12 protein-coding genes are annotated in these 12,417 nt (G+C 73.4%); 5 read left to right on the top strand and 7 right to left on the bottom strand.

Annotation, left to right across the window (positions count from 1 at the left end):
• Positions 1–135: 135 nt before the first annotated feature.
• Together KLO01_RS14160 and KLO01_RS14155 are read right to left on the bottom strand one after the other, a co-directional pair.
• Positions 136–1,650: an amidohydrolase gene (locus KLO01_RS14160; RefSeq protein ID WP_147066274.1), complete on the bottom strand. Its 1,515-nt coding sequence runs from the start codon at positions 1,648–1,650 to the stop codon at positions 136–138.
• Positions 1,651–1,694: 44 nt separating this feature from the next.
• Complete coding sequence (locus KLO01_RS14155) at positions 1,695–2,900, bottom strand: MFS transporter (protein WP_222611986.1); 1,206 nt, start codon at positions 2,898–2,900, stop codon at positions 1,695–1,697.
• Between the two features lie 107 nt (positions 2,901–3,007).
• Here KLO01_RS14155 and KLO01_RS14150 point away from each other — a divergent pair, with 107 nt between their 5' ends.
• The 5 genes from KLO01_RS14150 to KLO01_RS14130 all read left to right on the top strand — a co-directional run bounded on the left by KLO01_RS14150 (position 3,008) and on the right by KLO01_RS14130 (position 6,436).
• A complete protein-coding gene (locus KLO01_RS14150; protein WP_246136231.1) occupies positions 3,008–3,559 on the top strand; it encodes a CGNR zinc finger domain-containing protein in 552 nt (183 codons plus the stop codon).
• 74 nt (positions 3,560–3,633) lie between these two features.
• A complete protein-coding gene (locus KLO01_RS14145) occupies positions 3,634–5,058 on the top strand; it encodes a pyridoxal phosphate-dependent decarboxylase family protein (protein ID WP_147066270.1) in 1,425 nt (474 codons plus the stop codon).
• Positions 5,059–5,090: 32 nt separating this feature from the next.
• Positions 5,091–5,441: an ArsR/SmtB family transcription factor gene (locus KLO01_RS14140; RefSeq protein ID WP_147066268.1), complete on the top strand. Its 351-nt coding sequence runs from the start codon at positions 5,091–5,093 to the stop codon at positions 5,439–5,441.
• On the top strand, positions 5,438–5,908 hold the full coding sequence (locus tag KLO01_RS14135; RefSeq protein WP_147066266.1) for an SRPBCC family protein: 471 nt from the start codon (positions 5,438–5,440) through the stop codon (positions 5,906–5,908). Before KLO01_RS14140 ends, KLO01_RS14135 begins: the two co-directional genes overlap by 4 nt.
• A 132-nt stretch (positions 5,909–6,040) precedes the next feature.
• The gene (locus tag KLO01_RS14130) at positions 6,041–6,436 is read left to right on the top strand and encodes a VOC family protein (RefSeq protein ID WP_147066264.1); all 396 of its coding nucleotides are present in this window, start codon (positions 6,041–6,043) and stop codon (positions 6,434–6,436) included.
• Positions 6,437–6,523: 87 nt separating this feature from the next.
• On the opposite strand, the gene lpdA is transcribed toward KLO01_RS14130, so the two are convergent.
• From lpdA to KLO01_RS14105, 5 genes are read right to left on the bottom strand one after another with little or no spacing between them, the layout of a single operon-like run.
• Positions 6,524–7,921, bottom strand: coding sequence for a dihydrolipoyl dehydrogenase (gene lpdA, locus KLO01_RS14125; RefSeq protein WP_147066262.1), 1,398 nt, complete (start codon positions 7,919–7,921; stop codon positions 6,524–6,526).
• 26 nt (positions 7,922–7,947) lie between these two features.
• The gene (gene mrdA / locus KLO01_RS14120; protein ID WP_147066259.1) at positions 7,948–9,963 is read right to left on the bottom strand and encodes a penicillin-binding protein 2; all 2,016 of its coding nucleotides are present in this window, start codon (positions 9,961–9,963) and stop codon (positions 7,948–7,950) included.
• Positions 9,960–10,448, bottom strand: coding sequence for a rod shape-determining protein MreD (gene mreD / locus KLO01_RS14115; RefSeq protein ID WP_147066257.1), 489 nt, complete (start codon positions 10,446–10,448; stop codon positions 9,960–9,962). Before mreD ends, mrdA begins: the two co-directional genes overlap by 4 nt.
• The gene (gene mreC, locus KLO01_RS14110; protein ID WP_147066255.1) at positions 10,445–11,284 is read right to left on the bottom strand and encodes a rod shape-determining protein MreC; all 840 of its coding nucleotides are present in this window, start codon (positions 11,282–11,284) and stop codon (positions 10,445–10,447) included. Before mreC ends, mreD begins: the two co-directional genes overlap by 4 nt.
• Positions 11,281–12,291 carry a rod shape-determining protein gene (locus KLO01_RS14105; RefSeq protein ID WP_147066689.1) on the bottom strand — a complete coding sequence of 337 codons (1,011 nt, stop codon included), beginning with the start codon at positions 12,289–12,291 and terminating at the stop codon, positions 11,281–11,283. Before KLO01_RS14105 ends, mreC begins: the two co-directional genes overlap by 4 nt.
• Between the last annotated feature and the right edge of the window lie 126 nt (positions 12,292–12,417).

Here is a 12,417-nt window from a genome sequence, read left to right as displayed (position 1 = left end):
TGCCGTGTCGCCAGTTGGTGACGACGCGATCACGCTAGGGCGCGCCTCTTCGCCAGCGTCGCCAAATCGTTGTAAGTCCACCCACCCGGAAATCTGGACCGGGCGACCGGACTACTTCTGGCTAGTCAGGACAGGTCAACGGCCTGTCCGAGTGGGCCGTCCTGCGACCACGGTGGTGTGAATCTCGGTCGCGCGCAGGCGTTGTGCGGCCTCCGGTCCCTGGGGCGCGCCGTCCAGCGGGTCGCCGTCGAGCAGCACGAGGTCGGCCAGGCTGCCCACCGTGACGGTGGTGGCGCCGTCGACGCTCCCCGCGAGCGCCTGCGCGACGGTGATGGCCTCGGCGGCGTTCCACTCCTCGCGCTCGTCGCCCGTGCGGTGCACGGCCGCGGCCATCGCCTCCCACGGGTCGAGCGGCGCGACGGGCGCGTCCGAGCCGAGGGCCAGGCGCACCCCGGCGTCGAGCATCGACCGCAGCGGGAAGCAGCGGTCGGCACGGTCGGGCCAGCACTGGTGGGTGACGTCACGGTCGTCGAGCAGGTGGGCCGGCTGGACGCTCGCGACCACTGCGAGGCGGGCCATGCGCTCCACGTCGGGCGTCGCGACGAGCTGGGCGTGCTCGATCGAGCCACGGGCGCCGGTGCGCAAGAACGCATCGAGCGCGACACCGACCGCCGCGTCACCGATGGCGTGCACGGCGACGTCGAGCCCGTTCGCCGTCGCCGTCGCGAGCAGGTCGGCGAGCTCCTCAGGTGAGTTGTTGGCCCTCCCCCGCGGGTGCTCGAGGACGTCGGCACCGACGTAGGGGTCGTGGCAGAAGGCCGTCCGCGTGTTGAGCGAGCCGTCACTGATGATCTTGAGCGGACCCATCGTCACGAGCCCGGCCTCGTCGAGGACGTCCCCGCTGCGGCGGCCGGCCGCGATCGTCTCGGCGAGCCCCACGGCATACGTCGCGGTCCGCACGCGGATGACGTCGAGACCGGAGTCGGAACGCTCGGCCCACTCGGTCGCGTTGTCGGCCCACTCCATCTCGCGGATCCCGACGACGCCGCGGCGCACGGCTGCGTCGAGGACCTTGGCGTATGCCGTCCGCTTGCCCTCCGCGGTCTGCGTCACCTCGTCGAGACGGGCGAAGACCGGGAACCAGTCGTTCTCCTCGACCACGCCGTCACGCGGCGGCACGTCGAGCAGCCGGAGGGCGGCGGAGTTGAGCCAGCCGTGGTGCGCGTCCCCGCTGATGAGGACCACGGGCAGGTCACCGCTCACGGCGTCGAGCTCGGCGACGGTCGGCTGGCGGTCCCATCCGGCGGTCCGGTGGCCAAAGCCCTGGATGACGGTGCCGGGGGCTCCCCCGGCGCGCGAGCCGACCTCGGCGGCGACGAGACGGGTCGCCTCGTCCGCGCTCGTCGTGGCGGAGAGGTCGAGCCGCGAGGCGTTCGCCGCCCACTGTCCGAGGTGGACGTGCTGGTCCCAGAGACCGGGGACGAGCCAGCGACCCTCGGCCTCGAGGACCTCGTCGGTCGGCTCCGGACGCAGCGACGGTGCCACCTCGAGCACGCGGTCGCCGACGATGCGCAGGTCCACCGGACCGGAGGGGGCAGGCACCCCGCCGACGGGGACGACGCGGGCCTGACGGATCAACAGCGAGCTCACCCGGTGATCCTAGGACCGCCCCGGCGCCTGTCCCGGTCAGGGGGTCAGGCGTGCGCCACCACCTCCGCGCCCCGCAGGCGGACCCTCAGCCACGGCTGGGCCAGGGCCAGCGCGCACGACCCCGCCGCGACGGCCACCCACGTCGTCGTCGGCCCGGTGCGCTCGAGCAGCTGCGTGCCCATCACCGGCGCGAGGACGGCGGCGAAGCCCCAGCTCAGGCCGTGGACCGCGAGGTAGCGGCCACGCGAGCCGTCGGGCGCGAGCGCGGCGACGAGGCTGTGGGCGTGACCCAGGAGCAGGAGGTCCCCCACGCTCCACACCACGGTCGCCACGACGAACATCCACGGAGTCGTCGCGAACCCGTTGGCGAGCAGCCCGGCGGCGAGCACGACGTAGCCGACCGTCATGGCGACGACGTGGTCGCCACCCAGCGCCGTCCGGCGGAGCAGTGGCTGACCCGCCGTGAGGGTCGCTGCCGAGACGGTGAGCAGGAGCCCGAGCGTGGAGGGCGCCAGCCCACGCGCGCTCAGCGTGAGGGGCAGGGCGATCGTGATCTGCAGGTAGGTCAGCGCGAAGCCGGTCCCGATGCCGAGCATGGCGAGCAGCCGGGTGTCACGCCACGGACTGCTCCCGCCCAGGTCGGGGTCGGCCCTCGCTGCGGCGTCCGGCTCGGGTGCCGCGCGTCCGGGCAGCAGCGCGCGGACGACGGCCGCGCACGCCACGCAGGTGACGGCGTCGACGACGAAGAGCCACCTGAGGTCGATGCTCGCGAGCATCGCGGCCAGCAGACCGGCACCCATCCCTGCAGCCGCCATCGCGGCGGCGAGCATCCCGTATGCCGCGGGGCGCTGATCGGGTGGCGTGACGTCCGCGACGAGGGACTGGCTCGCGGGCTCGTACACCTCGAAGACGAGCCCGAGGACGACCGCGGCGACGACGGCCTGGACGAGCGACCGGGAGGCAGCCACCCCGAGCTGGGCGGCGGCCGTGCCGAGGAGCCCGAGCGTGATCGTCGCCCGCGCCCCGAGGCGGTCGCTGAGGCGGCCCCCGACGAGGCGGGACGGGATCGTGGCCAGCCCGAAGCCGGCGAGCACCCAGCCGGCGTCGGCCACCGAGGCGCCCAGCTCCTCGACGAGCGTCACCGTGAGGAACGGCAGCGTGAACGCACCGAGGCGGTTGACGGCCCGGGCCGCGACGAGGACGCGCACCGTGCGTGGCAGCGGGTGTCGTGCAGGTCGGGTCCTCGACACGTGGGCTACGCTCCTGTCACTGGTCAACCAGATTTTGTCGGTCACGCCGACGACGCCAACCTAGACGGACGGAGGTGACTGGTCAAATGGACTTCGACAGTCACCTGGTGGCCCTCGTCGATGTCGCGGCGCGGCTCGTCAACGCCCACACCGGCGACTGGGCCCGCGGGGTGGAGCACACCCCACCCACGTCGTCCGAGGACCGGATCGCGGCCACCGCGACCGCGCTCGCCCGGGAGGGTGGGCGCGTGCCACGCGTGACCCGGGCCGACGCCGAGCTCCTCGTGTCACGAGCCCACGACCTCCGGCAGGTCTTCGTGGCCGCCGCCGCCAACGACCTCGACACGGCCGCCAGCCTGCTCAACCCGATGCTCCTCGCCACCGGCGCCCGCCCCCAGCTCGACCAGCGCGAGGGGGCCTGGCAGGTCCACTTCCACGGCGCCGACGACAGCCTCGCCGTCGGGTGGGCCGCGGGGTGCGCCACGGGGCTCGCGCTCGCCCTCGGCAGCAGCTGGGCAGGCCGGCTCGGGACCTGCGAGGCCGAGCGCTGCGACGTCGTCTACCTCGACACCTCCAAGAACGGCAGCCGGCGCTTCTGCTCCACCTCGTGCCAGAACCGCACCAAGACGGCGGCCTACCGCGCCCGCACCACACGCTGAACCGCGCCCCGCCCCCGCCCGAGGACTGCCCAAACGCTGGCGCGCCCCACCGGGCAGGAGGACACTGACGCTCCATGGCGAGGACGCGCCCCGAGGACGTCGCACCGCTGTGGCGCCGCGCGTGCGAGGCGGCCATCGCGTTCCGGCACGACGTGCCGAACCGGGCGGCCGCCCCCCAGGACGACTACGCCGCGTCGCTGCGCGCCTTCTCGGCTCCCCTGCCCCACACCGGGTCCGACCCCGGTGAGGTGCTCGGCGATCTCGTGCGCCTCGCCGACTCCGGGCTCATGACGCCGACCGGACCGCGCTTCTTCGGCTGGGTCATCGGCGGCTCCCACCCGGCCGGTGTCGCCGCCGACTGGCTCACGAGCGCCTGGGGCCAGAACGCCGGCAACCACGAGGCGTCACCCGCGGCGTCGGCCGCCGAGACGGTCGCCGCGGGCTGGCTCCTCGAGCTGCTCGACCTCCCCCGCGAAGCCTCGCTCGGGTTCGTCACGGGGGCGACGATGGCGAACTTCACGGCACTGGCCGCCGCCCGCAGCGCCGTGCTCCGCGCCGTCGGGTGGGACGTCGAGAGCGACGGACTGTTCGGCGCCCCACGCGTCACGGTGCTCATCGGCGAGGAGGCCCACGCGACCGCGTATGCCGCGTTGCAGCTCCTCGGCCTGGGGCGCGACCGCGTCGTGCGCCTGCCCGCCGACGACCAGGGGCGCATCGTCACGGACGCGGCGCTCGAGGCGATGGCCGCCGTGCACGAGCCCGCCATCGTCATCCTCCAGGCCGGACAGCTCAACACCGGCGCCTTCGACGACTTCGCCACCCTCGTGCCGGCCGCCCACGACGCCGGCGCCTGGGTGCACGTCGACGGCGCGTTCGGGCTCTGGGCCCGGGCCTCGGGCCGGACGCGCGAGCTCACCGAGGGCGTCGAGGCCGCGGACTCGTGGGCCGTCGACGGCCACAAGTGGCTCCAGACGCCCTACGACTGCGGCTACGTCGTGGTCCGGGACCGCGAGGCGCACGAGCGCGCCATGACGATCGCCGCGAGCTACCTGCCCGTGTCGGGCGACGGCGACCGCGACCCGTCGCACGTCGTGCCCGAGCTGTCCCGCCGGGCCAGAGGCTTCGCCACCTGGGCGATGATCCGGACGCTCGGACGCGACGGCATCGAGGAGATGGTCGACCGGCACTGCACCTGCGCCCGCCTCGTCGCCGACCGCCTCCGGGCCGAGCCCGGGATCGAGGTCCTGGGCGACGTCCGGCTCAACCAGGTGCTCGTGCGGTTCGGCGCCGGCCTCGACGCCGACGAGGGCGACCGGGTGACCCGCGAGACCGTGGCCCGGATCCGCTCGGACGGCGTGTGCTTCGTCGGCGGCTCGTCCTGGCGAGGGCGTGAGGCGATGCGGTTCTCGGTCATCGGCTTCGAGACCGACGAGGTCGAGGCGAGCCGGAGCGCGGAGGCGGTCGTCACGGCATACCGCGCGGTGATGCGCACCTCTTGAACATGTGACCTTTCGGTCACATAATAGGCGCTGTGGATGAGGAGCAGGTCGTCTTCAGGGCGCTCGCCGACCCGACCCGGCGGGCGCTGCTCGACGCGCTCTTCGAGGCCGACGGCCAGAGCGTCGGCGAGCTCGTGGCCCTCTTCCCCGACGTCACCCGCTTCGCCGTGATGAAGCACCTCGCCCTGCTCGAGGAGGCCGACCTCGTGAGCACCGAGCGCGTGGGGCGCGAGAAGCGCCACCACCTCAACCCCGTCCCCATCGCGCTGCTCGCCGACCGCTGGGTCAGCAAGTACGCGCAACCCTTCACCCGCGCCGTGCTCGACGTCCGGCGCGTCGCGGAGAGCACGCACCGAGCCTCGTCCGACAGGGAGCAGCCATGACCACGCAGCACGTCTACCAGACCTACATCCGCGCCGAGGTCGAGGAGGTGTGGCGGGCGCTCACCGACCCTGAGGCGACCCGGCAGTACTTCCACGCCACGCACTGGACCTCGCCACCGGTGGCCGGTGAGGCGTTCTCGACGCTCCTGCCCGACGGCAGCACTGCCGTCGACGGTGTCGTCGAGGAGGTCACGCCGCCGCACCGGCTCGTCCACACGTGGCACCCGGTCTACTCCGACGACCTCGCCGCCGAGCCCCCGAGCCGGGTGGCCTGGGAGCTCACCGCCGCCGGGGAGGGCCTGACCCACCTCCGGCTCACCCACAGCGCCCTCGAGCAGAGCCCGCTCACCTCGGAGACCGTGCGCGACGGCTGGGTCTGGATCCTCGACTCGATGAAGAGCCTGCTCGAGACGGGCTCCGCCCTGCCCCCGGTGGCCCGCGAGCCCCAGGCCGCGAACCCTGCCTGACCCGTTGCCCGGGGCTGGCCCGGAGGACCCTGCGGGCAGGCCGGTTCGACCCATGGCGCCACCGCCCACGGGTGCCTACGCTCGGAGAGGGCCGACCGCACGAGGGTCGTCCGGTCCGCCCGTGGAGCAACGATGATCGGTGACCACACCCCCGTCCCGACCCTGGCCGTCAAGGACCTCGGCCGGGCACGCGAGTTCTACGAGGGCGTCCTCGGGCTCACCCCCGGACGCGACATGCCCGGCGGCGTGGCCTACGAGGCCGGGTCCGGCGGCCTCTTCGTCTACGAGTCCGAGTACGCCGGCACCAACAAGGCGACGTCGATGATGATGGAGGTCCCCGCCGACGCGTTCGACGGCCAGATCAGCGACCTGCGCGCCAAGGGCGTGAGCTTCGAGACCTACGACATGCCCGACACACAGTGGCAGGACGGCGTCGCCACGATGAGCATGGGCGACACCTCCTTCCGCAGCGTCTGGTTCCAGGACCCCGACGGCAACATCCTCAACCTCGGCACCGGCATGGGGTGAGAACGCCGTATGCCGTCCGCCACAAGGGCGGACGGCATACGAGCACCGCTGCGGCACAGGGCCGCTCGGTGCAGAGCCTGGTCGGGCTCAGAGGTTGATCATGTGCCCCGCGATGCCCTCGATGGCCTCCTTGACCGACTCCGACAGGGTCGGGTGCGCGAAGACGTTGCGGGCGACCTCGTCGGCGGTGAGGTCCCACTTCTGCGCGAGGGTGAGCACCGGGAGCAGCTCGGTGACGTCGGGGCCGATCATGTGCGCGCCGAGGATCTCGTTGTGCTTGGCGTCGGCGACGATCTTGACGAAGCCGACGGCGTCGCCGAGCCCCATCGCCTTGCCGTTGGCGCTGAACGGGAACTGCGCCGTCTTGACGTCGTAGCCCTTCTCCCGGGCCTGCTCCTCGGAGTAGCCGAACGAGCCGATCTGCGGGTGGCAGTAGGTCGCTCGCGGGATGAAGTCGTACTCGACCGGCATCGTCTCGGCGCCGGCCATGTGCTCCGCGGCGACGACGCCCTGGGCCTCGGCGACGTGGGCGAGCATCATCTTGGCGGTGCAGTCGCCGATGGCGTAGACGTTCTCGACGTTGGTGCGGCAGTACTCGTCGATCTCGATGGCGCCACGGTCGCTGACCTTGACCCCGAGCGACTCGAGGCCGTAGCCCTCGGTGCGCGGCGCGAAGCCGATCGCCGAGAGGAACTTGTCGGCCTCGAGGACCTGCGCGTCGCCGCCGGCGGCGGGCGAGACGGTGACCTTGACGCCCGAGCCGGTGTCCTCGACGCCGTCGACCTTGGTCGAGAGCATGACCTTGACGCCGAGCTTCTTGTAGTGCTTGAGCAGCTCCTTGGAGACGTCGGCGTCCTCGGTGGGCACCATGCGGTCGAGGAACTCGACGATGGTGACGTCGACGCCGAAGTTCTTCATGACGTAGGCGAACTCGACGCCGATGGCACCCGAGCCGGCGATGACGATCGAGCCGGGGAGGTCCTCGGTGAGGATCTGCTCCTCGTAGGTCACGACGTTCTTGGAGACCTGCATGCCGGGCAGCATCCGGGTCACGGCGCCGGCGGCGATGATGAGCTTGTCGAACGAGACGGTGCGCTTCTCGCCCGAGCTGAGGGCGACGTCCATCGAGGTCGGGCTGGTGAGCGTGCCCCAGCCGTCGATCTCCTCGATCTTGTTCTTCTTCATGAGGAAGTGCACGCCCTTGACGATGCCGGCCGAGACCTGGCGGGAGCGCTTGTGGGTCGGACCGTAGGACATCGTCGCGTCGCCCTCGATGCCGAACTTGGCCTTGTCGTGCTGGAGCGTGTGCGCCAGCTCGGCGTTCTTGATGAGCGCCTTGGACGGGATGCACCCGACGTTGAGGCAGACACCGCCCCAGTACTTGGATTCCACGACGGCCACCTTGAGCCCGAGCTGCGAGGCGCGGATCGCCGCGACGTAGCCTCCGGGACCGGCACCGAGAACAACGAGATCGAAGTCAGCCATGTCGCCAAGCCTAGTGGGCGCCCCGCTCACCGCATGACGCGGAGGGCCTCGTGGATCGAGCGGGCGATCGGCGCCGCCGTCTCGCTCCCGTGCCCACCCTGGCTCACCGCGACGGACACGGCATACCGCGGTCTCGTGGTCGGTGCGTAGGACAGGAACCACGAGGTGTCCGAGCGTCCGAAGACCTCGGCCGTGCCCGTCTTGCCCGACACCGGCCAGTCGGCTGCCATGCCCCTGAAGGTCGGCGCACCGGTGCCGCTCACGACGACGGCGCGCAGGGCGGTCTGCACGTAGGCCGCGACGTCCGCCCGCAGCGCCGTCCGGTGCGCGGGGCCGGCCGCGACCGCCTCGGCGGCACCCGAGACGGGGTCGACCACCCGCACCCCGACCCGCGGAGCGTGGACGACTCCCCCGTTGGCGATGGCGGCGTAGGCCACACCCATCTGGAGCGGCGTGGTCGCGACGTCACCCTGGCCGATCGAGAAGTTCGCCGCGTCGCCCGCGCGGAACTGCGCGCCGCTCTGGCAGTTCTCCTTCGCGAGGGCGGTGAGGTATGCCGCCCGCGCGCGGTCCTCGCGCGCCACCTCGGGGTAGCCGGACTTCGCCCGCCTGCACGTCTCGTCCCTCGTGTCCTCCCAGACCTGGCGCTTCCACGTGCGGTCGGGGATGCGTCCGGCGCTCTCGCCCGGGAGGTCGATGCCGGTGCGGGCGCCGAGCCCGAAGTCGCGGACCGTCGTGATGAACGGGTCCTTGGCGTCACTCCCCTTCAGTCCCCCGAGCGCGAGCCACGACCGGTAGGCCACGTCGTAGAACACGGTGTCGCACGAGACCTCGAGGGCGCGGTGGAAGGTGATCGGGCCGTAGCCGCGTGACTCGAAGTTGCGGAACGACCGGTTGCCGATGCGGTAGGCCGAGCCGCACTCGTAGGTGCGGGTGAGCGAGTTCCCGGCGGCCACGGCTGCCGGCACGCTCAGTGCCTTGAGCGTGGACGCCGGCGCCATGGCGGAGCCCGTGACCCGCGAGAGGAGCGGCGTCCCGGCGCTCGGCGCGGTGAGCGCGGAGTACTGCGTGGCCGAGATGCCGCCGGTCCAGACGTTGGGGTCGTAGGTCGGGGCGCTCGCCGAGGCCACGACCTGCCCGGTGGTGACGTCGAGGACGACGGCGCCGCCCGAGTCCGCGGGCAGTCCGCGCTTGCGTGCCGCGGCCATCTCGCGGGCCAGCGCCCTCTCGGTGGTGGCCTGCACCCCGGCGTCGATGCTCGTGACGAGGTCGCGGCCGGGCACGGGGTCGACGCGGGACACGACCCCGGTCACGAGACCGCGCGGGTCGACCGAGACGACCGTGCGACCGGGGGTCCCGCGCAGTGCCGTGTCGTACTGCTGCTCCAGCCCCGCCCGGCCGACGAGGTCGTCCGCGGTGACCGCACCGGCAGACGCCGTCACCTCATTCTCGGTGGCCCGTCCGAGGTAGCCGAGCACGTGGGCGGCGTTGACGCCCAGCGGCGCGGGGTAGCGACGCACCGGCAGCGCCTCGACCGCCACCCCCGGGAACTCCCCGGGTCGCTCGACGAGGCTCAGCGCCCGCTGCGGGTCGACCCCGCTGGCGACGGGGATCGGCACCTGCGGCGAGCCGGCCCAGCACGCCGGCGCGGGCGCCGCGCCCTTCTCGCCGCACAGGTGGGTGCGGGCCAGGAGCTCGTCGACGGGACGGTCGAGGACCGTCGCCACCCGGGCGAGCAGCCCGCGGGCGCCGTCGTCGCTCTCGGCCACCACCCGCCGCTCGAGCGTCACGACGGTCACCGACGTGTTGTCGGCGAGCGCCTTGCCCGTCCGGTCGAGGATCCGGCCGCGCACCGCGGGCACGACGATCGTCCGGGTGTTGAGCTGCGCGGCAGCCGCCGTGTAGTCGGAGTGCTCGGTGAGCTGGACCTGGGCGAGCCGGCCGAACAGGACGACGAAGAGCAGACCCACGACGGCGGCCACGGCGACGAAGCGGCCCTGGTGGCCGGACCCGTCCCGGGGCCGCAGCCCCACGTCGGTCACGCGAACCGCCGCCTCTCGGAGCGGCGCTCGACGGCGCTGACGAGCGGGACGACGACGAGTCCCACGGTGGCCGTGGCGAGCACCCGCAGGGCCGACGACACGACGTCGACGGGGACTCCCTGCGCGAGGGCGAGCACCGCACGGGCGAGCTCCAGGCCGCCCGCGGCACCGGCGATGACGAGCACGACCCAGACCACCGGCACCGGCCCGGGACGACGGAGGGCGCCGACGCAGAGTCCGGCGACGGCATACAGGAGGGCCTGGGTCCCGAGCACCGCGGAACCCGGCGGCAGGAGGTCGAGGAGCCAGCCGCCGACGAGCCCGGTGAGCAGGCCCACCCGCGGCCCGGCCCGCAGCGCGGCGGAGACGACGACGACGAGCACGAGGTCCGGCAGCGGGGAGAGGTGGCGCGCAGCGAGGGTCACACCGAGGACGCCGCCGAGCAGGAGCAGGACGGCGCGGGCGAGGGCACCGGCCGGCGTCACCTCGCACCCCCGGTGGCGGCCGGGCGGGGTGTGGCGCGCGGCGGGCTCAGGAGGACCCCGACGACCGACAGCGTCCCCACGTCGACGGCCGGCTGCACGGTGCCCGACGGTGCGAGGCGACCACGCTGGGGCTCGACCGCGGTCACCTGCCCGACGAGGACGCCGGGGACGAAGGGACGCCCGTCGACGCTGCCGAGCGTGCGGACGTCGTCCCCGACGGCGAGGGTTCCGGTCTGGACGAGGGCCAGCCCCAGCTCCCCCGGCGCCCGGTCCGTCGCCGCCACCGTGGCCCCACTCACGGTCGCGAGCGCTCCCGCGGCTCCGACCCGCGCCCCGATGACGACGTCGGGTCCGCCGACGACGAGGACGTCGCTCGTCCACGGCGCCACCGACGAGACGCGCCCCACGAGACCACCGGCCGCGACGACGGTGCGGTCGACGTCGATGCCGTCGCGGCTGCCGACGTCGATGGTGAGCCGGACGACGCCCTGCGGCCCGGGAGCGGCGACCCCGACGACGCGAGCGGGGACGACCCGCGCCCCGGCGGTCGCCGGCGACGCCATCAGCGCGGACAGCTCGGACGCCTCGCGGCCGGCCACCTCGGCCTGCCGCAGTGCGTTCTGGAGGTCCTCGTTGTCGCGACGCAGCTCGTCCTCGCTCGCCCGGCCCGACGGCGCGAGCACCCGCTCGAGCGGTCCGAGCACGGTGGCCGCACCACGGCGCAGCACACCCGGCCCCGGCCCGCCCACGAGGTCGACGAGCAGGAGGGCGCACGTGGCGAGCACCGCGAGCGTGACGAGACGACGCCGCCGGCGGTCGGGCGCGTCGCCCCTCACAGCCGGCGGTTGTCGACGAGGACGCGGTGCAGGGTGTCGAACTCGTCGACGCACCGGCCGGCTCCGCGGGCCACGGCGCGCAACGGGTCGTCGGCGACCGTGACCGGGACGCCGAGCTCGTGGTGCATCCGCTCGGCGAGACCCCGCAGCAGCGCTCCCCCACCGGTGAGGGTCACCCCGCGGTCGAGGATGTCGCCGGCCAGCTCGGGCGGGCACACGTCGAGCACCGCCCGGGCCAGCTCGACCATCTGCAGGACCGGCCCCTCGATCGCGCGACGGACCTCGACCGACGAGATCGACACCGTCTTGGGCAGCCCCGTGACGAGGTCGCGCCCGCGGACCCGCTCGCTCAGCTCCTCGCGCATGGGGAACGCCGAGCCGACGGCCACCTTGATCTGCTCGGCGCTGCGTTCGCCCAGGAGCAGGGAGTACTCGGACTTCACGTGGGCGATGATCGCCTCGTCGACCTCGTCGCCGCCGGTGCGGATCGAGCGGCTCGTCACGATCCCGCCGAGGCTGATGACGGCGACGTTGGTCGTGCCGCCACCGAGGTCGACGACCATCGAGGCCATCGTCTCCTCGATCGGCAGACCGGCACCGATCGCCGCCGCCATGGGCTCCTCGATGACGTGCACCCGCCGCGCGCCCGCGCGCAGCGTCGAGTCCTCGAGGGCCCGCCGCTCGACGCTCGTGATGTCGCTCGGGACGCAGACGACCATCCGCGGGCGCAGGATGCGCAAGGGTGAGACCTGGTCGACGAACCACCGCAGCATCCGCTCGGTGACGTCCGCGTCGGAGATCACGCCGTCGCGCAGCGGTCGCACCGCGGTCACGGAGTCGGGGGTGCGCCCGAGCATCTCCTTGGCGCGGTGCCCGGCCGCGAGCAGCTGCGAGGTCCCGGCCCGGACGGCGACGACCGACGGCTCGTCGAGGACGACCCCGCGCCCCCGCTCGTAGATCACGGTGTTGGCCGTCCCGAGGTCGATGGCGAGGTCACGCCCGCCCATCCACCGGTTCAGTCCAGCCACGCTCGCGATGCTACGCGCGGACCCGCTCGCCTCCCCGGCCCAACACGCTGTCCCTGCTCGCTTGCGTCCGCGACACTGGTCGGCATCGCGACCACCTTTGCGGAC

The sequence above is a fragment of the Knoellia locipacati genome (assembly GCF_007992835.1).
Lineage (GTDB): Bacteria > Actinomycetota > Actinomycetes > Actinomycetales > Dermatophilaceae > Knoellia > Knoellia locipacati.
The sequence above is the reverse complement of the archived record's forward strand: the minus strand, read 5'-3'. Positions and strand labels throughout refer to the sequence as shown.

Bases quoted from the DNA above. Each gene is read 5' to 3' on its own strand.
- KLO01_RS14145 (WP_147066270.1), top strand. From the start codon at position 3,634: ATGGCGAGGACGCGCCCCGAGGACGTCGCACCGCTGTGGCGCCGCGCG.
- KLO01_RS14135 (WP_147066266.1), top strand. From the start codon at position 5,438: ATGACCACGCAGCACGTCTACCAGACCTACATCCGCGCCGAGGTCGAG.
- KLO01_RS14130 (WP_147066264.1), top strand. From the start codon at position 6,041: ATGATCGGTGACCACACCCCCGTCCCGACCCTGGCCGTCAAGGACCTC.
- lpdA (WP_147066262.1), bottom strand. From the start codon at position 7,921: ATGGCTGACTTCGATCTCGTTGTTCTCGGTGCCGGTCCCGGAGGCTAC.
- KLO01_RS14105 (WP_147066689.1), bottom strand. From the start codon at position 12,291: ATGGGCGGGCGTGACCTCGCCATCGACCTCGGGACGGCCAACACCGTG.